Annotated in this window: 15 protein-coding genes; 5 read left to right on the forward strand and 10 right to left on the reverse strand. The window is 70.4% G+C overall.

The window, feature by feature from the left end:
* The first annotated feature begins 6 nt into the window (after window positions 1-6).
* Together HMH01_RS01300 and HMH01_RS01305 are read left to right on the forward strand one after the other, a co-directional pair.
* Window positions 7-1,920 carry a polysaccharide biosynthesis tyrosine autokinase gene (locus tag HMH01_RS01300; protein ID WP_171321727.1) on the forward strand — a complete coding sequence of 638 codons (1,914 nt, stop codon included), beginning with the start codon at window positions 7-9 and terminating at the stop codon, window positions 1,918-1,920.
* Complete coding sequence (locus HMH01_RS01305; protein ID WP_171321729.1) at window positions 1,907-3,202, forward strand: hypothetical protein; 1,296 nt, start codon at window positions 1,907-1,909, stop codon at window positions 3,200-3,202. The genes HMH01_RS01300 and HMH01_RS01305 overlap by 14 nt, the downstream gene beginning before the upstream one ends.
* On the opposite strand, the gene HMH01_RS01310 is transcribed toward HMH01_RS01305, so the two are convergent.
* Together HMH01_RS01310 and HMH01_RS01315 are read right to left on the reverse strand one after the other, a co-directional pair.
* Window positions 3,159-4,328 (reverse strand): glycosyltransferase, encoded by a 1,170-nt coding sequence (locus HMH01_RS01310; protein WP_171321731.1) that lies wholly within the window; start codon window positions 4,326-4,328, stop codon window positions 3,159-3,161. The two genes, HMH01_RS01305 and HMH01_RS01310, sit on opposite strands and share 44 nt — an antisense overlap.
* On the reverse strand, window positions 4,328-5,437 hold the full coding sequence (locus tag HMH01_RS01315) for a glycosyltransferase (RefSeq protein WP_171321733.1): 1,110 nt from the start codon (window positions 5,435-5,437) through the stop codon (window positions 4,328-4,330). Before HMH01_RS01315 ends, HMH01_RS01310 begins: the two co-directional genes overlap by 1 nt.
* Before the next feature lie 88 nt (window positions 5,438-5,525).
* Here HMH01_RS01315 and HMH01_RS01320 point away from each other — a divergent pair, with 88 nt between their 5' ends.
* Complete coding sequence (locus HMH01_RS01320; RefSeq protein WP_171321735.1) at window positions 5,526-6,470, forward strand: glycosyltransferase; 945 nt, start codon at window positions 5,526-5,528, stop codon at window positions 6,468-6,470.
* Here the strand turns inward: HMH01_RS01320 and HMH01_RS01325 are convergent.
* Window positions 6,443-7,672 (reverse strand): O-antigen ligase family protein, encoded by a 1,230-nt coding sequence (locus HMH01_RS01325; protein WP_171321737.1) that lies wholly within the window; start codon window positions 7,670-7,672, stop codon window positions 6,443-6,445. The genes HMH01_RS01320 and HMH01_RS01325 overlap by 28 nt on opposite strands.
* Window positions 7,673-7,734: 62 nt before the next feature.
* Between HMH01_RS01325 and HMH01_RS01330 the strand changes: the two genes are divergently transcribed.
* Window positions 7,735-8,712: a sulfotransferase family protein gene (locus tag HMH01_RS01330; protein WP_171321739.1), complete on the forward strand. Its 978-nt coding sequence runs from the start codon at window positions 7,735-7,737 to the stop codon at window positions 8,710-8,712.
* Here the strand turns inward: HMH01_RS01330 and HMH01_RS01335 are convergent.
* The 7 genes from HMH01_RS01335 to HMH01_RS01365 all read right to left on the reverse strand — a co-directional run bounded on the left by HMH01_RS01335 (window position 8,595) and on the right by HMH01_RS01365 (window position 20,381).
* Window positions 8,595-9,815 (reverse strand): sialate O-acetylesterase, encoded by a 1,221-nt coding sequence (locus tag HMH01_RS01335; protein ID WP_171321740.1) that lies wholly within the window; start codon window positions 9,813-9,815, stop codon window positions 8,595-8,597. The genes HMH01_RS01330 and HMH01_RS01335 overlap by 118 nt on opposite strands.
* Window positions 9,812-10,078, reverse strand: coding sequence for a spike base protein, RCAP_Rcc01079 family (locus HMH01_RS01340; protein ID WP_171321742.1), 267 nt, complete (start codon window positions 10,076-10,078; stop codon window positions 9,812-9,814). The genes HMH01_RS01335 and HMH01_RS01340 overlap by 4 nt, the downstream gene beginning before the upstream one ends.
* A 145-nt stretch (window positions 10,079-10,223) precedes the next feature.
* Window positions 10,224-10,934 carry a Crp/Fnr family transcriptional regulator gene (locus tag HMH01_RS01345; protein ID WP_171321744.1) on the reverse strand — a complete coding sequence of 237 codons (711 nt, stop codon included), beginning with the start codon at window positions 10,932-10,934 and terminating at the stop codon, window positions 10,224-10,226.
* 97 nt (window positions 10,935-11,031) lie between these two features.
* Complete coding sequence (locus tag HMH01_RS01350) at window positions 11,032-11,973, reverse strand: YihY/virulence factor BrkB family protein (protein WP_171321746.1); 942 nt, start codon at window positions 11,971-11,973, stop codon at window positions 11,032-11,034.
* Between the two features lie 43 nt (window positions 11,974-12,016).
* The gene (locus tag HMH01_RS01355) at window positions 12,017-16,654 is read right to left on the reverse strand and encodes a translocation/assembly module TamB domain-containing protein (protein WP_171321748.1); all 4,638 of its coding nucleotides are present in this window, start codon (window positions 16,652-16,654) and stop codon (window positions 12,017-12,019) included.
* Window positions 16,654-18,555, reverse strand: a complete 1,902-nt coding sequence (locus HMH01_RS01360; protein ID WP_171321750.1) for an autotransporter assembly complex protein TamA — start codon at window positions 18,553-18,555, stop codon at window positions 16,654-16,656. Before HMH01_RS01360 ends, HMH01_RS01355 begins: the two co-directional genes overlap by 1 nt.
* 119 nt (window positions 18,556-18,674) lie before the next feature.
* Window positions 18,675-20,381 (reverse strand): bifunctional sulfate adenylyltransferase/adenylylsulfate kinase, encoded by a 1,707-nt coding sequence (locus tag HMH01_RS01365; protein ID WP_171321752.1) that lies wholly within the window; start codon window positions 20,379-20,381, stop codon window positions 18,675-18,677.
* A 215-nt stretch (window positions 20,382-20,596) separates the two neighbouring features.
* Between HMH01_RS01365 and HMH01_RS01370 the strand changes: the two genes are divergently transcribed.
* Window positions 20,597-22,468, forward strand: coding sequence for a polysaccharide biosynthesis protein (locus HMH01_RS01370; RefSeq protein ID WP_171321755.1), 1,872 nt, complete (start codon window positions 20,597-20,599; stop codon window positions 22,466-22,468).
* The last annotated feature ends 54 nt before the right edge of the window (window positions 22,469-22,522 follow it).

Below are 22,522 nucleotides of genomic sequence, written 5' to 3' on the forward strand. Positions count from 1 at the left end.
TTTTCCATGCCCCGGCCGCCCGTCACGAAGCGCACGGCCATGACGCGGCTTGCCTCCTTCCCGGCGATCGACCAGACCGCGCTCCCCCCGCAAGAGCCGCGGCTCGGCGATCTCCTGCGCGGGTGGTGGCGCATCCTTGGCTGCGCGCTGCTGGGCGCGGGGCTGGGGCTGGCCTATCTGGCATGGCTCGCGACACCGCTCTACCGGGCGCAGGCGACGTTGCTGCTCGAGCCGCAGGAACCGCAGATGATCGACCTGGGCCAGGTGCTGCCCGCGCTGGGCCGCGACCCGCAGGCGCTGAACACCCAGCTCGAGGTGCTGCGCGCGCGGCTGCTGCTGGCCGGCGTCGTGGATGCGCTGGCCCTGACGACGGACCCGGAGTTCAACCGCGCCATCGGACCGGAGCCGCTGTTGTTCAGATTGCAGCGGATGGCGGCGGACAAGGGGATCGTCCCTGCACCCGAACCCGCGACCCCCGGCCCTGACGCCCAGCGCGAGGCGACCATAACCCGGCTCGCCGACCGGCTGGAACTGGCGGTCCAGCCTGAAAGCCTGGTGTTCACCCTGGCGATCCGGACCCGGGACGCCGCGAAAAGCGCGCGGATCGTCAACCTGCTGGCGGAAAGCTACATCGCCGAACAGGTCCGCACGAAACTGTCGGCGACCGACCAGGCGACCGGCTGGCTTGCGGCCCGCGTCACGGAACTGAAATCCCAGCTCGAGGCGGCCGAGTCGCTCGCACAATCCGCCCGATCCGCAAGCGGCATCCTCGGGCCCGAGCAGATCGCCGAGATGGAGCGGCGGCTGACCGCGCTGCGGGCCCGGCTTTCGAACGCCACGCTGCCGCCCGGCCAGCGCGAGGCGATCGCGACCGAAGCCGCCGATCTGGCAGAGCGCATCCGCGCAGCGACCGACGGGATGGCGGCCCTGGCACAGCTCGACCGCGAGGCCGATGCGACCGGGCTTCTGTACGAGAGTTTCCTCACCCGCCTGAAAGAGACCGCGATCCAGACCGGCGCCCATCAGCCCGATGCCCGGATCCTGTCGCCGGCCGTCGCCCCGCCCAGCCCGCACAGCCCGCGCCCGGCGCTGATCCTGCTTCTGGGCCTGATCCTTGGCGCCGGCGCCGGCGCGATCTGGGTGCTCGCCCGCGAGGAATGGAGCGCGCGCCTGCGCACCGCCGAAGAAGCCGAGCGGGTGACCGGGCTTCCGGTGCTTGCCAGCCTTCCCGAACTTGGAGAGCGCCATCGCGACCCCCTTCACCACGCGATCCAGCGCCCCGATGCGCCGCTGGCCGCCGCCGTCCGGTCGCTGCGCGGATCGATCCTGCTGTCAAATCTCGACCGGCCCCCGCGGGTGATCCTCGTCACCTCCTCGGTCGCCGGCGAGGGCAAGACCACCCATGCGCTGCTTCTGGCACAGATGCTGGCCGCCTGGGGCAAGTCGGTGCTGCTGATCGAGGCGGACACCCGCCGCGCCGGGATACTCGGCCGGCTGGGCCTGCCGCGGCAGCGCGGGCTTCTGTCGGTGCTGGCCGGGCTCTGCCCCCTCGATGAGGCGCTTGTCGCTCCCGCGGGACTGTCCTTCAGCATCCTTCCCGGCGAGGCCACGTCGGCCAATGCCGCGGACATCCTCGCCACCGGGCGATTCCGCGACTTCCTCAAGAAGATGCGCGATACCTATGACCACGTCGTCATCGACACCCCGCCAGTGCTCGATACGGCGGATGCGCGGGTGCTGGCGCCCGCCGCGGACGCGGTCATCTACGCCGCCCGCTGGAACCGCACCACCCGCGCCCAGCTGCGCCGGGGGCTGGCGCAGTTCCGCAACTACGGCCTGCCCGTCACCGGCATCGCCCTGACCCGCATCGCGCCCCGCCATGCCCGCGCCCTGCACGGCGGCTATCATGCGCGGCCCTAGTCGCGCCGGCTGGGCGCTGCCAGCGGCCCTGCTGGGCGCACAGGCTTTCGCGGCCCTGGGCGGGGCGCTGGCGACGCTGGTTCTTGCGGGGATGATGACACCGGACGCCTTTGGCCGCGGCAACGCCCTTGTCGGCATCGCGATGCTGGGATCGCTCGCGCTCAGCGGCAATCTCGAGGCGGGGGCGTTCCGCTTTCTCTGTACCGGCACCGACGCGGACCGCGCGCGGTTCCTGCGCGCCAGCGACCTGCTGATCCTTGCAGGCGCAATCCTGGCGATCCCGCTCTGCCTGGTCATCGCCCTGCCATCCGGGGCAAGCATGGCAGAGGTGGCGCTGCTTCTGGCACTGTTTCCCGCCCTTGCCCTGTTCCGCGCACGCGCGCGGCAGGGGGCCGCGCTGGGCACGCCGGGCCGGGCGGCGCTGCCGCGGCTTGTGGCGCGCCCGGCGGCCTTTCTCGTCCTCGCGGCGGGCGTCTGGATCACCGGCGCGCAACCGCTCGCCTGGGCCCTGCCCACCGCGCTTCTGACGGCGACACTGGCGGGGCTTTCAATTCAGCATCGGCTGCTGCGGACCCGGTTTCACCCCCTGAAGCGACATGGCGGCAAGCCTGGCTGGAACATCGACTGGCTTCGCACCGGCATCGCCTTCCTGCCTTCGCTCCTGCTGACCGAATATCATCGTGCACTCGTCCTGGTGGTGGCCGGGATGACGCTGTCGGCGGCCATGCTCGGCCATCTGGCCCTCGCCCTTTCGCTGGCTGCCCTGCCCGGGCTTGCGCTCATTGCCATGGAAATGGCGACCACCCAGCGCCTGACCCAGGCCGCGCTGTCAGGCGATACCGCGCGCAGCGCCGCCATTCTGGCCCGTATCGCCCGGGCTCGCTGCCTTGTGCTTCTGGCGGTGCTGGTGCCCTTCGTTGCCCTTCTCGAACCAGCCTGCGCGCGGCTTTTCCCCGGCTATCCCGGGCTTGCGGCGACGGCCTGGCCGCTGCTGGCCATGCCGGTGGGCCGCGCGCTCCTGGGTAACCCGCTCCATGTCCTGGCGCTCAAGGGCGAGAATGGCGCGGCCTTCATCGTCTGCGGGGCCGGGGTCGGCCTGACGGTTCCGGCGATCCTTGCAGGCGCCATGCTTGCCGGCGCGCCGGGGGCGGCGCTGGGGGCGGCGCTGGCCCAGACCGCGACCGGCATCGCGCTCTGGGCGTTGTGCCGACGGCGCTGCGGTATCGACCTCTCGGTGCTCAGCCTGCGCCGCGCCGAGTCCGCAACCCTGCCCGTGACCTGACGGCCGGGCGCGGATCCGATAGCGCGACCGAGGCCCGAACCTCGGCATCCTGCAACGCGAAATCCGACACGGGGCGCGCCAGCAACCCGGCCGAGATCGCAGCCAGCGACGGCCCCGCCTCCAGCAGGGCGGCGGCGATCGCTACGGGATCGGGCGCATCGAAGACGATCCCCGCGCCCTCTGCCACGATCCGCTGCCCGGTGGCGGTGTCCGCCAGGGCAAGGCAGGGGCAGCCGAAGAACCCGGCCTCGTAGATCCGGTTGGGCCACAGCCAGTCCGAGTTTCCGCCCCGCTGCCACATGTCCTGCGCCCAGACGCAGTCTAGCGCGGCATAGGCCTCCGCCAGTCCATGGGGATAGGCGTAGCCCCCCTCGAAGGTGACGTTGGGCCGGCCGGCCAGCACCGTGTCGAAATCCGGCAGCTGGTGGCGATGCACGATCCCTCGCATCACGATCCGCACACGCGGTCCCATCAGATCGGCCAGCGCCGTCAGAAGCCGCAGGCTTTCGGGGCACCTCAGCGTGCCGACCCAGCCCAGGCGCAGCGGATCCGCCACGGATGCGCGCGGCTCGGGCCGGGCCGGCGGTCCCGCCGGCCAGTGGATCCGGTTCTCGACCAGCATCGCCCGGCCGCGATAGCCCTGCATCGGTTCGAAGTACCCGGACAGGAAGCGCGGTGCACTGACCAGAAGGCGCATGCAGCGCGCAAGCACCCGCCGCTCCGCCCAGCGCGCAAGCCGGCCCTTCGCACCCCGCGCCAGCATAAGCCCGTGGATGTCGAGACATTGGTAGACCAGCGGAACGGCCCGCCCGGCCATGACCCGCGCCACCAGCGCCAGAAGGGCCATGTCCAGGTTCCGCGCGACGATGACCTCGGCCCGGCGCATTGTCCCGCGCGCCGCCCAGAGCCGCGGGAACGCGCCCAGCAGCGCCAGAACCCTGCCCATCCCGACCCCGTGGCCGACAGGTCCAAGCGTGGTTTCCGACCACTCCGGCACAGCCGGGCAACCGCCCTCCGGCTTGCGGAAGCCGATCACCTCGACCTCCATGCCGGCCCCCCGCAGCGCGCGTATCCAGCGGATCTCGGCCGGCTCGCCCAGGTCATGGGCCAGAAGCACGACCCGCATCAGCGCGCGCGCACAGGTGTCCAGCGGTGCAGCGCCCGGCCGCGCATGGCATGAAGGACACCCAGCGTGGTGCCCAGCATCTGCACCCCGATCCCCCACGGGGCCGAGAAGGGGAACACGCCGGCAGCGCCCAGCACCGCCGCAACCCCGAGTACCCCCGCCGCCATCGCGCCCCAGCCGGCCACCACCGCAAGCCCCAGCGCCGCAGCCAGCGCCAGGACCAGCCACAGCCCGGCGAACCAGCGCACCAGCTTGTGCGAGACGTACTTGAACCGATCCAGCCGTGACAGCCGCCCGATCCGCGGCCAGATGCTGCGATGCGCATGCCAGGCCCCGCAGCCGATACGGAAGGCGCGGGCAAAGCCGCGGCGATCCGGCGGCGCCAATTCGCGCACATGGACATCCTCGGCCATGACGACGCGGCGGCCCGCCAGCAGCGCCTCCATCGAGGGGCGGAAATCATCCGCCTCCGCCAGCGCGAAGCGCGGATAAAGCGCCCTGCGAATCGCCCACAACGCCCCGTCACAGCCCATGGTCGACCCCGTGGCCGTCTCCAGCAGGCGGATGCGATCCTCCAGCCCGCGATAGAACCGCCCGATCCGCGAGTTGCCGGCGCCGTCCTGCACCAGCCGCGCGGCCGCGGCGCCGATGCCGGGATCGTCAAGGTAGCGGCGCAGCGCCAGCAGGTCGCCCGGACAGAACCGGATGTTGGCATCCATCAGGAACAGAAGATCGGCCTCCTCGCCATCAATCATCGCCCGCAGCGCCGCCGCCTTTCCGACCGGCTGCCGCGCGTGGCGCACCGCGATGCCCCCGCCCGCGGTATCCAGAAGTCGGCCGGTATGGTCCGTGCTTGCGTCATTCCAGATCGTGATCCGAAGCTCGGGCCAGGCCCGCCTCAGCGACCGCAACCTGCGCAGAAGCTCCGGCAGTTCCGCCGCCTCGTTGCGCGCGGCGATCAGCAGCGCGCAGCGCGGCGTGTCGGGCCGCAGACGCGCCGCCGGCGGATCGTGGCGCGGCAGGCAGGCAAGCAGCAGGGGATACAGGACAAAGGGATAGACCAGCAGCAGCGTCGAGCCCGCAAGCAGCAGGCCGAGAAGGATTTCCATGGCGCGTTCACTCCCATTCGGTCGGTAAGCACGCGTTAACGCTGCGATGAAACGCTTAAGGAAGGATTAGCCACAGACGGGGATGGACATGGCAATGACGACAGGCACCTCGGTGATGCTTGCGATAGCGACGTGCCGCCGCCCCGAGGGACTTGCGCGCTTGCTGGCGGCGGTGGCTGGGTTCGACGTTCCCCCTGGTGTCGCCTTCGCCGTCCATGTGGTCGACAACAGCCCCGAGGGATCGGCCCTGACCTTTCTGCGCCAGCGCGCCGTCACCTACCCCTTTCCGCTGACCTGCGGCCACGAACCCCGGCGCGGCCTCAGCCGGGCACGCAACGCGGCGCTGCGCAGGGCGCTTGCCGCGGACGCAAACCTGATGGGCTTCATAGATGATGACGAGATGCCAGAGCAGAACTGGCTCTCCGCGCATCTGGCCACCCTGTCCCGCAGCGGCGCGGATGCAAGCCTCGGCCCCGTCACGCCCCGCTTCGACCGCACCCCGCCTCGATGGATCGCGCGCGGCGGCTTCCTTGCCATGGCGGGCCATCCCGACGGCGCCCCGCTGCGCTTCGGCGCGACGTCGAACATCCTGTTCCGCACCGCACCTGTCCGCACCGCAGACCTGTCCTTCGATCCGGCGCTCGACCTGACCGGGGGCGAGGATACGGCATTCTTCGATGCCTACCTCCGAACCGGCGCGCGCATCGTGTTCTGCGCCGCCGCCGGCGTGGAAGAGGACATCCCCCCCTCCCGCGCCAGCCTGCCTTGGCTCTGGCGACGCTGGCGGCGCAGCGGGCAGACAAACGCCCGGCTGATGCTCGGCCGGCATCCCGTCGCGGGCCGGCCGGCCTGCCTGCTGGGCGGGGCGCTTCGCCTTGCCGCCGGAAGCGCCCTGCTTCTTGCGCTGCTCCCGCTTGGCGTCACCGGCCATCCCGGCTGGGCCCGCGGGCTGAAGATCGCGGCGCGCGGCGCTGGCTTCGTCGATATCGCGGCAGGCCGCAGCATTCACGAATACGCGACGCTGGTGCGCTGAACGGGCCGGGCAGCCGCCAGCAAGGCCGCGATCAGCACCATCGTGATCTCGTGCGGGCGATGCAGCGAAGAGCCCAGCGCCGACAGCACGAGCAGCGTCAGAAGCAGCACAAGCGCCCAGACCCGCACCGGGCCGGGATCCAGCCGCCAAAGACCCGACAGCGTGCGCCACAGCAGGATGCCCATGGCCGCCAACCCGGCCGGGCCAAGACCGACCAGGATCTCCAGCGCGAAATTGTGGAAGACGGCGACGGTTTCGCCGTAAAGCCGGGTCAGGATCCAGGTCTCCTGCGCGAAACGGGGCGCGGACCAGTACGCCATGTAGCCATGCCCCAGCAGCGGCCGGTCAGAGATCCGGTCCAGCGCCACCTCCCACAGAAGGGTGCGGCCAGTCATCGTGGCGTTCTTGCCAAGCGCCTGCAGAAGCGTCGCGACCGGATCGGCGCCCAACTGCCAGACCAGCGTCAACCCTCCCAGCGCCGCGGCGCCCGCCGTCACAAGCGCCATCGCCCGCAGGGTGCCGCCGCGGCCCGCGACCAGCCACCACAACATCAGCCCGCCCATCGCCGCGGCCATCACCAGCGATGTGGCCGACCGCGACGCAGCGATCATCGCGACCGCCAGCATGACACAGGCCATCGCGACCACGCGCCCGCGCCAGTCCCGCGCGGTCAGCACAACGAGAAGCCCCGCCAGCAGCACCAGAAGCGCCCGCTGGCCAAGCGCATTCTTCTGGGCATAGATCCCCAGAAAGCCGCCGCCCGGCGCATGCGAAAGTCCAAGCCAGCCACCAAGATTCAGCGTCGATGCGACAAGCGTCGCGGACAGCGCCAGCAGCAGGGCGCGCGCCAGCCCCTCCAGCCCCAGCCTGTGCCCGATCCAGGCCCCGGCAACACAGGTGAAGCACAATTGCAACGCCGCTGTCAGCGTCACCCCCGGCGCCTCGGACCATAGCGTTGAGCACAGGCAGACCAGCGGGAACGGCACCAGCGCCGGGCATCGCCGCACAAGCCCCGCCAGGGCCCCCGGATCGATACAGAAACGCAGGCAGAATGCGCCGTAGACCAACGCCGTCAGGGCGCTACCCGTCGGAAACCGCGCCAGCGCCTCGGCCGTCCAGGCCAGCAGCAGCACCGCAAGGGCCATGTCCAGCCACTGGGGCGCAAGCGGTACGGGGTGGGCAGGGGACAGGGCCTGGGTCATGCCCCGCACCCTGCCCATCCACGATAAACAAGCCGTTAACCCTGCTGTGCCAGCCTCGCGCCATGAACCGACGCCCGCCCCCCGCACATGCCATCGCCATCGGCGCGCAGAAATGCGCCTCGAGCTGGCTTCACGACATGCTCGCGGCCCATCCCGGCATTGCCCGCGCAGGCCGGAAAGAGCTGGATTTCTTCAGCTACCACCACGACCGGGGCCACGCATGGTACCGCGCACAATTCCCCCGGACCGGCCTCCGGTTCGAGAATTCGCCATCCTACCTGCACGACCCGCGCGCGCCCGGGCGCGCCCACGCCTTCGATCCCGACGCGCGGATCCTCGTCACCCTGCGGGATCCCGTCGCGCGCGCCTGGTCCCACCACCTGCACGAGATCGCCACCGGCCACATCGCGCCCCAGCCCTTCGAGACCGCGCTCCGCGACAATCCCGACTATCTGGAACAGGGGTTCTACGCCCGCCATCTCGCCCCCTGGGTCGCGCGCTTCGGGGCAGGGCGTGTCCTTGTGGTTCTGACCGAGGATATCGCCGCCGATCCCGAAGCCCAGCGCCGCCGGATGCTCGACTTCCTCGGCCTCGATCCCGGCCCGCCGCCAGCCCGCCTGGCCGAGCGGCGGAACGTCTCCAGCCTGCCCCGAAGCGCGGCCCTCCGGCACGCCCTGCGCCACTGCGGCGCGGCCATGCGCGGCCTGGGGCTGGACGGGGCGCTCGCACGCCTCAAGCGCACGCCACCCCTATCGACACTGCGGCACTGGAACGAGCCGCACCTTGCCACCCGGATCCCCCCCCTGGCAGAGGAAACCCGCCACGCGCTCGGGCTGCATTTCGCGGACGACATGCGCGCCCTGGCGGATCTTCTCGGGACCGACACGCTGCCCTGGGACAGCTGGCGCCGCATCGCTGACCCTCAGACATGCCCCTCGGCCATGAACCGTGCCGCCGCCAGCCGCCCGGCGATGCGATTGCCCTCTGCCACCGGATGGGTGCCGTCCGCCGACATCCAGCCGGCGGGCCGCGCAACGTAATGCACATGCGGGATCGCGGTCGCATGGCCGCTGTCCTGGTCCAGCCGCGCCTGCGTCTGCAGGAACAGCGCCTGGTCGGGCGCCGCATCGTCTGGCATCGGCCCAAGGATCATCGCGGGCAACTCCGGCTCGGCCAGGTCCGCGCGCAGCCGCGCCAGCATCGCCGCAAAGGCGGGCGGATAGCTCTGGTCCATGGTGGCCGAGCGGTCGCTCTCGCCCTGCGCCCACAGGAGTCCGCGCACCCGGCTGTCGGGGTTCAGCGCCAGCGCCGCCTGCGTGCGCGCCACCATCCCGGCATAAAGCGTGCCACCCACGGCCCCCGTGCCATCGGGGTTCCATCCAGCCTCCGACCCGACAAGCTGGCTGCCGCCCCTGGCGCAGGCCACGATCAGCACCGTCCGCCCCGGCGGCGTGCGCTTCTCGATCGCCAGCGCAAAGGCATGGGCCGGGCTCACCCCCTGCGAGGCGACGGTCATCTGAAGCGGCGCCGCACAGGCGGCGACCTGCCCCGCCACGGTGCCGAAGGTGGTGTTGGTGAAACCCGGCACATACAGGCAGCGTGGCACCCAGTAGTCGCGCGCCGGATCGACCGGCCCCGACTGCGCCTCGGCCGCCATCAGCGACTGGCCTGCGGCGATGTAGATGTCCGAGGGCTGGGCCAGCAGCGCCCCCATCGGCACCGCCTGCACATCCTCGATGCGGCCATCGAATTCGGCATTTCCGCTCAGCCGAAGCCCACCATGTCCGACGCTCTGGAACCGCGCGACATGCTGGGCCGTGATCCGGTTGGCGAAAGGGTTGTTCACGAAGGGATCGGTCAGCTGCACGCCCACCGCACCCGCGCTTGAGCCGCTTACGGTAAAGGCGACCCAGACGGGGCCCACCGGCAGGGCCGCGCCGACACTTGCATATCGCTTGACCGTGCCAGGCACCTTGGCAAAGGCACCATCCCCATGGCTCCACTCCGCATCCAGCGTCCAGGCCTGCGCCTGGTCCAGCCGCGCGACCGGCTGTGGCAGCACGCCATCGGGCACCGGGCGACCGGCCCGCGGGCGGCCCAGAACCGGTGCCGCCATCGGCGAAAGCGCGGGGCCGAGCCTCATGAAACCACCACGGCATGGATCCCGGTGGCCGTGGTCCCGGTCGCCAGCACCCGCGTCGCGCCGCAGACGATCCAGCCGTGATCCGGCACGACCACCACGCGCGAGGGCCCCTTCACGGTGACGAAGGCGACCGCGCCGCCACCCTCGACATAGATCGAGGCGGCGACATCCCCCAGGTCCGTGGCATCGTCGGGCGTGACCGGCACATAATCGATGCCCGGCCCGGACAGGGACGAGGCACGGCGGCTGAACGGATTGGTCATGGCGAACGGACTCCTTCGCTGACCCCTGTGCGCGCGGCACCGGGGCGATTGTCGGCTTTTGTCTCTCGGGAAATCGCGGGCACCAGACCCGCACAGGCGGCGAGTTATGCCAGCACAGGGTTAAGATCGCCTTAACGGAAGGGGGTCAATCGTCGCCCAGGGCCTGACAATAGGCCTCGATCGCGTCCACCGACGGGGCGTAAAGCGCCCGGCCCCGGCGCTCGATCAGCTTCTTGCGCTTCATCCGCCCGATCTCCCGCGCCACCGCCTCGCGGTTGGTGAACACGAACGAGGCCAGCGCCGCCTGGGTCGGCGGGTTCTGCAACAGCGCGCTGCCATCCTCGGCCTCGGCGTTGCGGAACAGCCGCAGCACCTCCAGCCGGATGCGGTCATCGGCGCGCAGCGCGGTAAACTCGCTGACCCGCCGGGTCAGGTCGCGCAGCTTCTCGACCAGCCGCCGCATCAGCGCCATCGACATGTCGGGATGCGCCTGCAAAAGGCCCCGAAACGCCGTGTCCGGGACCGTCGCAACCCGGCATGGACCCAGCGCCATCACGCTGGCCGACCGAGGCGCGCCATCGATGCAGGAAAACTCGCCGAAACACTCCCCTTCAGAGATCTCGGAGAACGAGACCTCCCGCCCCTTGGCCGAGAAATTCGCGACGCGGGCAGAACCCTGAAGCAGGAACAGGACCTCGCCGGCGGGATCTTCCGCATCCAGGATCACCTGCCCCGGGTTGAACGAACGCTCGGACCACCGGGCACGCAGGGCAGCCTTCGCGCTGTCCCCGATCTGCCCGAGCATCGTGTGCTCCGGGTACTGGACCTCCAGATTGGCGTTGTACCGCAGCGCCATGCTCTCCCGCCCCACTCGTGCGCAGGCGGTCGCTCAATACTGCCCCTGACGCAAAAATACCTTTACCGCTACGGACTTGGAAAGCAAGACGCATGGCTCAGTCGGCAAAGGCGTCGGGCGGCTCCCTTCGGGTGATCGGCAGGCTCTCGGGGTCCAGCGCAGGCTGCCGCGCACGGATCCGGGCTATCGCGTGCTCCTCCAGCTCCTCGTTCAGTTCTGCCCCCAGCAGCACGACGAAGGCGCTGACATAGAACCACATCAGCAGCGCGATCACCGCCCCCAGCGAACCGTAGACCTGGTTGTAGTTCGCGAAATTCCCCAGGTAGAACGAGAACGCCATCGACACCGCGACCCACAACACCGTGGCGAACAGGCTGCCCAGCGTAAGCATCGGCAGCCGCCGCCCCTTGCGCGCCGGGCCGAAACGGTAGAGCGCGCCGATCCCGAAGGCCACCGTCGCCACCGCCGCGGCCCAGCGCAGCAGGTCGATGATCATTCCCGCATAAGGGCCAAGCGGCACATAGGCCAGAACCGCGGGCAGCACCACGACCGCGGCCACCGCGACCAGCGTGACGCAGATCAGCAGGATCGTCAGCGAATAGGCGACGATCAGGTTGCCCAGGATGTTTCGGCTGGCATCCGAGCGGTGGATCGCGTTCAGCCCCATCACCATGGCGCCCACGCCCGCGCGTGCGCTCCATGTGGCCAGCACGATGCTCAGCGCCGACGCCGCCCCCAACGCCTGCCGCGGCGCCAGCACGACGCTGCTCACCTGCTGGTGGATCAGCGCATACACCTGCTCGGGGACCACCGGGGCGACCAGTTCCAGGCTCTGCTGCACGGCGATCGGGTCCGACACCACCCCGAAAAGCGAGATCACCGCCGCGATCCCCGGGAACAGCGCCAGCATGGCGAAGAATGCGACGCCCGCGGAAAGCAGCGCCAGCTGCTTCTGCCCGGTCCCCGCGATGACCCGCCGAAGCACGTTCCACCAGTCCGCCAGCCCGAACCTTTCGCGCTTGTAGACCAGCGTCCGCATCCTGATGATCCTGTTGAGCACTCCGCCCCCGCTTTCGCGCGCCTCAGTAATCCCTCTCGAAGAAAATGCCGATCGTGCTTTCCCCGCGCGAGTCGACGCTCGTGCGCGCCCGGACCGAGTCGGTGATGTCCAGGTTGATCGTCGCCTTCGTCTCTCCGCCGCTGTCGGCTTCCAGGTCGAGATAGATGTTCTCGGTGACATAGGTGCCGGCGCGCACGCCGACCTCCCCGTCATCGCCGCTGGTCACGTCAAGGTTGGCCAGCCCGATCGCGGACCTGAGGCCACCCAGCGCCCCCTCGCCACCGCCGCCGACCCCCGCCAGCGACGCCGCCGCCGCGGCAAGCTGCGCGATCTGCAAGGGCGACAGCTCGGCCACGTTGCGGTCGAAGATCAGCAGCGCCAGCACCTCGTCCTGCGGCAGCACGGGCGAGGAAGAGAACGTCACCGCCGGATCGGTCGCCGGCCCCTCGACGGTCAGGAACACCACCGTCCCGTCCCGCGCGGCGGTCTCCGCCACCAGCCGGATGCGCGGGTTCAGGTCGCCGATCAGCGTGACGCTGCCCTCGTCGAACTCGATCCTCTGGCCCAAGATGTTCAGCCGCCCGCGGATCAGGTTGATCTGGCCCACCGGCACCACGTCCGAGGCGGTCCCCGTGACCCGCACCTGCCCGCCCATCTCGGCATCGAGCCCCCGGCCCCTGATGAAGATCTGGTTCGGCGCGTTCACCAGCACGTCCAGCACCAGCGGCAGCCCGCCGCCCTGGCTTTCCTCGAGCGGCCGGTTGAGCCCCGCCCGATCCAGCGTCAGCTGCACGTCGCGCGGCGGGTTCAGGTGGCTGATGTCCAGCAGCACCCCGGCATTGATCCCGAAACTGCTGGGGATCACCACCTCGGTCCGGCCCACGTCCAGCCGCCCCGCCAGGCGCCCGGCACCCAGGATCGGCCCTTCCAGCGTCAGGTCGCCCGACAGCCGCGTGGTCACGATCCGCCCGTCGGAATAGATCACGTCGCGCAGCGCGATATCCAGATCCGCCGGGAACCCGCTGCCCGCGGCGATCCCCACGGCGCCGCCTATGCTCAGCGTGCCGCGTTCCGCGAAATTCGCCCGCGCCTCGGTGATCGTCACCCGCTCGCCCGCAAGCCCCAGGTTCAGCGCCACGTTCTCCAGCCGCAGGTTGGCATGTGGATAGAGGATCGTGCCCCCCGTCATCCGCGCCGATCCAGACAGCGCCGGCGCGGTCAACGCCCCCCGCGCCGCCGCGTCCAGGCTCAGATCGCCCGCCACCTGCACGCCGCTGCGCGCCAGCGCGATATTGGCCAGCGCCAGCGGCAGACGGCCCTGCGCCGTGATCTCCAGCCCCGAGCCCTGCAACGGCACCCGCCCCGAGGCCTGGAACTGCAACCCCTGCGGCCCCTGCGCCTGCAACGCATCCAGGTCCAGCACCCCGCGCCGATAGCCGCCTTCCAGCGTGACGCCCGCCGCCGGCAACCCGTTCTGCCGCGTCAGAAGCGTCGAAAGCTGCTCTCCCGCCAGGCTGAACCGCGCCTCCGGGTCCAGCACGCTGCCCGACGCCTCGACCCGGCCCGTGACCCGCCCCTGAAGCCCCAGATTGCCGGCCGCCCGGTCGAACGCCGCGACCGCCAGCCGCTCCAGCGTGGCCGTTGCGGCAAAGCCCTGCGCATCCGGGTCCAGCGGGATCCGCCCCTCGAAGCCCAGCAAAAGCGCATCCGCCGCCTCGATCCGCCCGGTCAGGTTCACCGCCTGCGCCGCGATCTCGCCCTGCGTGCCGACCGACAGCGCCGGCAGGCCCAGCGCCTCGGTCTGCGCCGCCCGCAGCCCGGCCAGGTCCAGCCGGAACGACCCCTCCGGCGCCTCTGCCGTGCCGCCGACCCGGGCCGAACCCGAAACCGTGCCGCCCAGCCCCAGCCCGGGGGCGAAATCATTGGCGATGGACAGCGGCAACGCCTCCATCTCGAACAGCAGGTCCAGCGCCTCCGCGACCGTCCCGCGCGCGACCAGCCGCCCGTCGCCGATCCGCAGGCTGAGCGGCGTCAGCCGCGTCGCCCCGCCCGCGATTTCCAGCCGCGCGGGCGCCGTCAGCGTCGCCAACGTCGCGCCCGTATCCAGGTCCAGCCGCGCCAGATCCACCCGAAGGCCGGGCTGCAGGTTCTCGACCTGCGCCCCCAGCGTCGCCGTCGCGCCATTGTCGAATGCCGCGTCGGCCCGCACCCGCATCCGCGCGTCCTCGACGCTGGACACGAGCCGCGCCTCGCTGATCCCGAACCCACCAAAGCGCGCCGCCCGCAGATCGACCTCGCCCGAGGCAAGCGGGATGCCGAACAGGTCGCGCACCGCCAGGTCCAGGTCCGCGCCCGATACCGTGCTGCCCGCCACCGCCAGGTCGCGGATCGCCCCGGTGATCGCCGCGCTCTGGGTGCCGGCGCTCCGCGACAGCACCAGCCGCGTCCGCACCGCGCCGGACGCCTCCTGAAGCGCCAGCGCCGCCACGTCCGAGATGTCGGGCGACGCCACGTCCAGCGTCCCCGACAGAAGCCCATCCGCGCCCCGCGCGACGCTTCCCGTCACCCGCGTGGGCCCCGCGTCAAAGCGGAAACCCTGCAACCGCTGGAAACCGTCGCCCAGCTCGAACCCGCCATCCAGACCGATCCGCGTCTCGTCCAGACGCCCGCCGCCGCCGATCCGGCCGCGCAGGTCCACGGCGCCCGTGCCCTCGCCGCGCAGGGTCAGGTTCAGCCCGCTGACCGCCCGGCCCTGCAACTCGCCCGCATCCATCGCCAGCCGCAGATCGACGCCCAGCGCCTCCACACCGCCCTCGGCCTGTGCCGTCAGGCGCACCGCGCCGCTGCCGGCATCGGTCACGAGCCCGATGTCGCTGACCGACGCGCTCAGGCGGAAATCGGTGCCCTCGGCCGCATAGATGCCGTCGGCGGCCAGCTCCAGCTGATCGTTCGACAGCCTGAACCCCTCGGCCTCGATGCCCTGCGCATCGCGCCGCAGACGCCCCGCCAGCACCGTCTCGCCCTCCAGCAGCGGATCGACCTGCGCCAGGCCAAGCCGCAGACCCTGCGCGCTGCCGTCCAGCGTCAGGTCGAACGACCCGGCCAGCGGATCGACCAGCCCCGCCGCGGAAGTCGACACCGACCCCGCAAGATCGCGCCCCGCAAGCGCACCGAATACCGACAGGTCCGCAATCTCGACCGCCGCGCCGCCCGACAGGCGCGTGCCGTCAAGCGCCCCTCCGAAACCGATCTGCACGCCATTGCCGGAAAGCTGCGCCTCCTCGATCGCCACCGCCCGGCCCGCGGCCCAGTCGAGCACGATCAGCAGCTCGACCCCGTTGCCCAGCGCGATTTCAAGCTTCGGGTCGCGCGCGCTGAAGTCCCGCGCCGCGCCCTCGACCCGCGCCGTGACGCGCCGCGCCTCGGGATCGTCCAGGTTCTCGGCCAGCCCGCCCATGGCGATGGTGGTCTCGCCCACCGTGACCTCGCCGGTGCTCAAGCCTTCCAGCGCCAGAACACCGTCCCAGGCCGACCCCTCGCCATAGGTCAGATCCAGTCGCCCGCTCTGGATCGTGGTCTGTCCACCGCCGCCGGGCAGGGCCAGCGGCGTTCCATCCTCGCGGCCCAGCGCCATCCGCAGATCCAGCGCCTGCGGAAACCCGTCTGGCGCCGTGCGCAGCGTGCCCGCCAGGTCAAGCCCGCCTGCATCCACCTCCAGCCGATCCAGCGCGATCCCGCCCTCGGCCAGCTGGCGCCCCTCGACCGCGATGGTGCTTTCCTCGGCAAAGAAGGGATGCAGCTCCAGCGGCACCAGCGGCTGAAGCCGCCCGGCGATGTCGGCCACGAAATCCAGCCCCTCCGGCCCCTCGGTCAGGCGCAGCTGCCCGTCCAGCAGATCCTCGTCCCCGGCGCGGAAATCCATCGTGGCGGTCAGATCGGCCACCGGCCCGCTGGCGGTGATGCTGCCCTCGACCGCCGGCCGCCCCTCGACATTCAGCAGGTTCGCGATCAACCCGTCCTCGGGCTCGCTCAGTTGCAGGTCCAGCGCCACCTCCTGCGAGTCGGCATCGAACGCCGCGCTCAGCAGGAACGACCCGCCCGGCGCGTCGAGGCGGTTCAGCTCCAGCCGGCTGTCCAGGTTGCCGCCCGCCAGCGCCAGGTTGCCGGTCGCGCCGATTTCCGCCGCGACCCCGATCACCGGCTCGCCCAGGAAGACGCGCCCGATCTCCAGGTTGGCCAGGTTGATCGCCACCGGCAGGTCCGGCACGCTGAAACCGCCGCCGCTAGCCTCCGGCTGCGGCAGGCCCGGCTCGGGCAACGGGCGGCGCGGGATGCGGATGCTCTCGGCTGCCAGCCGCTGCACCTCCACGCGGCCGCGCAGCAGCGCGCTCCGGCTCCAGTTGATCGTCGCGTTGTCGATCTGAAGCCAGATCCCCTCGCGGTCCGAAATCGTTATCCGCCGCACGCTCGCCTGTGACGACAGCGCCCCCTGCACCCCCGACAGCCGGATCTTGCGGCTCTCGGTGGAAAGCTGGTTCTGCAACAGGTTTATGATGAAGCCGTTATCGTCCTCGCCCTCGGCGATCTCGTCCTGGGCAAGCCCCAGGAACGGCCACAGCACAAGCGGCAGAAGCAGGATCAGGAACCGGAAATGCCGCATCAGAACGCCTGCCCTATGCCGATGTAGAAGGCGATGTCGGGATCGCCGCTGCGCGGATCCAGGGGCGTCGCCAGGTCGAAACGCAGCGGCCCGAGGCCGGTGTAGTAGCGCACCCCAAGCCCCGCGCCGAACCGCGCGTCGCCGAATTCGCCGGGAAACACCTCGTCGCTGACCAGCCCCGCATCGACGAAGGCGGTCACGCCGAAGGACTCGCCGATGCGCTGGCGCAACTCGACCGAGCCCTCGACCAGCGACCGCCCGCCCACCGTGCCCAGCGCCGTCTCCAGCCCGATGGACCGGAAGGCATAGCCGCGGATCGACCCGCCGCCGCCCGCGAAGAAGGACAGGTCCGGCGGAATATCGGTCAGCGCCCCATCGAGCAGCGCGCCATACTTGCCGCGCAAGGCCACCACCGTCCGCCCCTCGGCGAAGGACAGATAGGTCCGCCCCTCCAGCTCCGCCCGCAGCCCGGTCGAAGAGAACTCCGTCTCCACGAAAGGCCGCAGCTCCCCGGTCAGGTAATAGCCCTCGGTCGCGTCGAACTCGTTGTTCCGCTTGTCCAGCGTCGCCCCCACCGGCAGGCTGATCAGCAGGAACTCCCGCGTGCCAAGATCGTCCTCCACCTCCGACAGGCCGACGGCCAGCGCGACACTTCCCTCCAGGTCCGGGTTGAACCGCCGCGACAGGCCCAGGCTCGTGCGCACCGCCCGCTCGCGATAGGTGTCGAACACCTCCTGCACGATCTCGCCATTGGCGATCAGCGTGTTTTCCTGGTCCAGAAAGCCCGGCTTCTCGAAACTCAGCCCGATCCTGTAGTCGTAATCCTCCGGATCGTCCTCGGCCCCGATGCCCGAGATGCTGGCATCGAAGCGCAACCGCTCGGCGCTGCCCAGAAGATTGCGGTGCAGCCAGAACCCTTCCAGCCCCAGCCCCTCGATCGACGAAAACGTCGCCCCCACCCCGAACCGCCGGGGCGGGCGGCGCAGCGTCTCGATATCCAATGGCAGCGTGCCGTCGGCCAGCACCTGCTCGCCCTCGACCACCCGGACCGCCCGGAACACGCGCAGGTCGTTCAGCCGCTCGGCCGCCGCCGCGATCCGCTCCGGATCGTAGCGCGCGCCCTCGGGAATGTCGGCCATGTAGCGCACGAAATCGGCGTTCACCCCGCCGGTTCCGGTCACCGTCACCGGGCCGAACCGCGCCTCCGGGCCGGGATCCATCCGGATCGTGACATCCAGCCGCCCGGTCCCGTGATCGGCGATCACCTCGCGTTCCGCGACCCGCGCCTTGGGCCGCCCGACCCGGCGCCATTCCTTGACCTCCTGGTCGCCGGCGGCATTCACGATCCCCGCCCGCGCCGGCAGGCCGGGCCGGAACATCTCCTGCGGCTGATCTGCCCCGGTATCGGGAAGCGCACCGGCCGCCGGGGCCGGGTTCACGAACCCCGTGCGGCCAAAGACGAAGGGCGGCCCCGGATCCACGCTGACCACCACCTGTGCCGGCGCGGGCAGATCCGCCGCCAGCGACAGGTCCGCCGCCTCGCGCCCGTTCACGCTGATCGAGATGGCCCCCGCGTAATACCCCTCGGCGTAAAGCGCGGCCAGCAGGGCCCGGTAGTCCGCCTGCGCGGTCGAAATCAGCCCCGCGGCGCCGGACGCGGGATCCTCGCGCCCGGTCCACAGCGCCGAGGCCCCCTGCACCCGGTCGCGCAGATCGTCGTCGGCCATCTCGAAGCGCACCGTATAGGCCAGCGGATCGACGATCGCGACGCCATCCTCCGCCGCCTCGTCCTCACCGCCGAAATTGATCCCGAGGAAACGGAACGCCTGCGCCGGCTCCGCCGCCACCAGCATCGCCCCGAGCAGCACCACACCGCTCACGCTCAGGGTCAATCGTCTCATGGTCGCACTCCCGCCGGATCACACAAGCCTGCATGAGTCTAGGGCATGAGCCGGAAAGTGAAACCGCAAACCTTGCGGAAGGCCCCACCCCGCGGGCGGCGGGATGGGGCGTCGGGGCATCAGGCCCCGATCAGGCCCAGGCTTTCCAGCTTCAGCAGCACCTGGTGGGCGCAGTTGTCCACGTCCGCCTTTTCGGTGTCGATCACCAGCTCGGCGTTGGTCGGGGCCTCGTAGGGGTCGGAAATGCCGGTGAACTCCTTGATCTTGCCCGCCCGCGCCAGGGCATAAAGCCCCTTGCGGTCGCGCGCCTCGCAGGCCTCGAGCGACGTTGCGACATGCACCTCGACAAAGGTGCCATAGGCTTCGATCATCTCGCGCACCGCCCGCCGCGTGGCGGTATAGGGCGCGATCGGCGCGCACAGCGCGATGCCGCCATTCTTGGTGATCTCGGACGCGACATAGCCGATCCGGCGGATGTTGATGTCGCGATGCTCCTTGGAAAAGCCCAGCTCCGAGGACAGGTGCTTGCGCACCACGTCGCCATCCAGCAGCGTCACGGGACGGCCGCCCAGTTCCATCAGCTTGACCATCAGCGCATTCGCGATGGTGGACTTGCCCGACCCCGACAGCCCGGTGAAGAACACCGTGAAACCCTGCTTCGACCGCGCGGGCCGGGTTCGGCGCAGCTCTTCCACCACCTCGGGGAAAGAGAACCAGTCGGGGATCTCCAGCCCCTCGGACAGCCGCCGCCGCAGTTCCGTGCCCGAGATGTTCAGCACGGTCATCCCCGGCTCCACCTCGTCGGCGGGCTCGTACTGCGCCCGCTCCTGCACATAGACCATCTGCTTGAAATCGACCATTTCCAGGCCGATCTCGCCCTCGTGCTCGCGGAACAGCTCCTGCGCCTCGTAGGGGCCGTAGAAATCCTCGCCCGCGCTGTTCTTGCCCGGCCCGGCATGGTCGCGGCCCACGATCATGTGGGTGCAGCCATGGTTGCGCCGGATGATGCCGTGCCACACCGCCTCGCGCGGGCCGGCCATGCGCATCGCCAGGTTCAGCAGGCTCAGCGACGTGGTGGACGAGGGATACTTGTCCAGCACCGCCTCGTAGCAGCGCACGCGGGTGAAATGATCGATGTCGCCCGGCTTGGTCATGCCCACGACCGGATGGATCAGCAGGTTCGCCTGCGCTTCCTTCGCAGCGCGGAAGGTCAGTTCCTGGTGGGCGCGGTGCAGCGGGTTGCGGGTCTGGAACGCCACCACGCGCCGCCAGCCCATCTTGCGGAAATAGGCGCGCAGCTCGTTGGGCGTGTTGCGCAGGCCGCGGTAGTCGTAATGCACCGGCGCCTGGATGCCCGTCACCGGCCCGCCCAGATAGACCGGCCCCGCCTGGTTGTGCAGGTAGTTCACCGCCGGATGCGCCAGGTCATCGGCGCCGAACACCTTTTCCGCCTCGCGCGACTTGTCCGGCGACCACTTGTCCGACACCGACAGGATCGCCAGGATCACGCCCTCCTGGTCGCGCAGCGCGATGTCCTGCCCCGGCTCGACCTTCGCCGCAAAGACCTCCGACACGTCCAGCGTGATCGGCATGGGCCACAGCGTGCCGTCCGCCAGCCGCATGTTCTCGACGACGCTGTCGTAATCCGCCTGGCCGAGGAAACCCTTCAGCGGGAAGAACCCGCCATTCATCAGCAGCTCCAGATCGCAGATCTGCCGCGGCGTCAGATCCCAGGACAACAGGTCGCCGGCTTCCTTCTTCAGCTTCTCGGCGCTGTCGTAGGACACGAAAAGCTCGGGGATCGGCATGGTACTGGCGGGGGTCATCTCATTTCCTTGCGTGAAATCGGCCTTGTCCGCTGGCGCTTTAGCAGCGCCCCCGGTGCAGGTCAAAACCGCAAGTTGCGAAACCGGCGGCACAGGCGAAAAGAAGAAGAGTTTCACCACTTCCGCCTCCGATCCGGGCAGGTTTTCCGTTACTTCCCCGCCATAATACGGGACAATTTCCGTGCCAGCGGTGGGCGAACCGGAACGAGGACCAGATGGAACAGCTCCACGACACCATGACCCGCACGCAGAAGGCGATCTTCCTTCTGTCGCTGGACGGTCTGGCGATGCTCGTGGCGCTGCTCGTGGCCCTCCAGCTCCGGCTTGGGGAAGTCTGGCCGGATCGCTATTTCGAACAGGGCTTCGGCCTCTTCGTGCTGGTGCCGGTGATCGGCATGCTGGTCAGCTGGATCATGGGCGTGCCGCGCATCGTGCTGCGCAGCTTCGAGCAGCGCGCGCTTCTGCGCCTGGTGCAGTTCGCCTTCGTCATGTCGCTGGTGACCGCCGCGCTGAACACCGGGCTGGGTTTCGGCCTGCCGCGTTCGGTGCCCGGCATCTGGGCCGGGGTGTTCCTGCTGTTCGCGGTGTTCTCCCGGCTGGTGCTCCTGTCGCTGATCGACCGCCTGCGTGCGCGGGCCAGCACCGCCAAGCCCGTGCTCGTCTATGGTGCGGGCAGCGCCGGCCAGCAGCTCGTTGCCGCCCTGCGCTCGTCGCGCGAACTGGTGCCGGTGGGCTTTCTCGACGACAACCCCGCGCTCCGCCGGGTCGAGGTGGCGGGCCTGCGCGTGCACCTGCCCGCCGACCTGCCCCGTCTGCGCGCCGCGCTGGGCATCGAGCAGGTGATCCTCGCCATGCCGTCGCTTTCCGCGACCGAGCGGCGGCGCAAGCTGCGCGCCCTTGCCGAGACGGGGATCGAGGTGCAGGCGCTTCCCCCCATCATCGAACTGCTCGACGGCCGCTCGCTGCGGGACCAGATCCGCCCCGTCTCGCCCGACGAATTGCTGGGCCGCGAGGCGGTGGACCTCGCCAGTCCCGAAGTCACCGCCGCATACGCGGGCAGGACCATCCTCGTTTCCGGCGCCGGCGGCTCCATCGGCTCGGAACTCGCGCGCCAGATCCTCGCCGCCCGCCCGGCGCGGCTGATCCTCTACGAACTGGGCGAATTCGCGCTCTACAACATCGAACTGGAACTCCGCGCCCTGGGCCCCGCCCTGCCGGAAATCGTGCCCGTCCTCGGCTCCGTCACCGACCCCCGCCGCGTGGCCGACACCATCCGCCGCTACGGCGTGGACATCATCCTCCACGCCGCCGCCTACAAGCACGTCCCCCTGGTCGAGGCGAACCCGCTCGAAGGCGCGCGCAACAACATCCTGGGCACCCGCACCCTGGCCGAGGCCGCAGCCGCCGCCGGGGTGGAACGCTTCATCCTCGTCTCCACCGACAAGGCGGTGCGCCCGACCAGCGTCATGGGCGCGACCAAGCGCATGGCCGAACTGGTGATCCAGGATCTCCAGACCCGCCACCCCGGCACCCGCTTCGCCATGGTCCGCTTCGGCAACGTGCTCGGCTCCTCCGGCTCGGTGATCCCGCTCTTCCGCAGCCAGATCGCCTCGGGCGGCCCGGTCACGCTGACCCACCCCGAGGTGACGCGCTTCTTCATGACCATCCCCGAGGCGGCGCAGCTCGTCCTCCTCGCCGGCTCCTACGCCGAGGGCGGCGACGTCTTCGTGCTCGACATGGGCCGTCCGGTCCGCATCGCCGACCTTGCCCGCAGCCTGATCGAGCTGTCGGGCCTGACGGTCCGCGACGCGGCCAACCCCGATGGCGACATCGAGATCCGCGTCACCGGCCTGCGTCCCGGCGAAAAGCTCTACGAGGAACTGCTGATCGACGAGACGACGATCCCCACGCCGCACCCCCGTATCCTGCGCGCCAGCGAAAGGCGGCTGGAGGCGGAACCGATGCGGCAACTCCTGACCCGGATCGAAAGCGCCATCGCCGAGGACGATGCGGCCGCGCTTCAGAATGCGCTGGCCGACGCGGTGGACGGCTTCGCCACCGGGCCCGCCCCGCGCAAGCGCGCCTGACAGGCCACCCCCCGAAACGGAAAAGACCGCGGCGCGTTCCCGCGCCACGGCCGT

This window comes from Halovulum dunhuangense (genome assembly GCF_013093415.1).
Lineage (GTDB): Bacteria > Pseudomonadota > Alphaproteobacteria > Rhodobacterales > Rhodobacteraceae > Halovulum > Halovulum dunhuangense.

Coding starts and splice junctions, on each gene's coding strand:
- HMH01_RS01300 (WP_171321727.1), top strand. CDS start 7: ATGCCCCGGCCGCCCGTCACGAAGCGCACGGCCATGACGCGGCTTGCC.
- HMH01_RS01305 (WP_171321729.1), top strand. CDS start 1,907: ATGCGCGGCCCTAGTCGCGCCGGCTGGGCGCTGCCAGCGGCCCTGCTG.
- HMH01_RS01310 (WP_171321731.1), bottom strand. CDS start 4,328: ATGCGGGTCGTGCTTCTGGCCCATGACCTGGGCGAGCCGGCCGAGATC.
- HMH01_RS01315 (WP_171321733.1), bottom strand. CDS start 5,437: ATGGAAATCCTTCTCGGCCTGCTGCTTGCGGGCTCGACGCTGCTGCTG.
- HMH01_RS01320 (WP_171321735.1), top strand. CDS start 5,526: ATGGCAATGACGACAGGCACCTCGGTGATGCTTGCGATAGCGACGTGC.
- HMH01_RS01325 (WP_171321737.1), bottom strand. CDS start 7,672: ATGACCCAGGCCCTGTCCCCTGCCCACCCCGTACCGCTTGCGCCCCAG.
- HMH01_RS01330 (WP_171321739.1), top strand. CDS start 7,735: ATGAACCGACGCCCGCCCCCCGCACATGCCATCGCCATCGGCGCGCAG.
- HMH01_RS01335 (WP_171321740.1), bottom strand. CDS start 9,815: ATGAGGCTCGGCCCCGCGCTTTCGCCGATGGCGGCACCGGTTCTGGGC.
- HMH01_RS01340 (WP_171321742.1), bottom strand. CDS start 10,078: ATGACCAATCCGTTCAGCCGCCGTGCCTCGTCCCTGTCCGGGCCGGGC.
- HMH01_RS01345 (WP_171321744.1), bottom strand. CDS start 10,934: ATGGCGCTGCGGTACAACGCCAATCTGGAGGTCCAGTACCCGGAGCAC.
- HMH01_RS01350 (WP_171321746.1), bottom strand. CDS start 11,973: ATGCGGACGCTGGTCTACAAGCGCGAAAGGTTCGGGCTGGCGGACTGG.
- HMH01_RS01355 (WP_171321748.1), bottom strand. CDS start 16,654: ATGCGGCATTTCCGGTTCCTGATCCTGCTTCTGCCGCTTGTGCTGTGG.
- HMH01_RS01360 (WP_171321750.1), bottom strand. CDS start 18,555: ATGAGACGATTGACCCTGAGCGTGAGCGGTGTGGTGCTGCTCGGGGCG.
- HMH01_RS01365 (WP_171321752.1), bottom strand. CDS start 20,381: ATGACCCCCGCCAGTACCATGCCGATCCCCGAGCTTTTCGTGTCCTAC.
- HMH01_RS01370 (WP_171321755.1), top strand. CDS start 20,597: ATGGAACAGCTCCACGACACCATGACCCGCACGCAGAAGGCGATCTTC.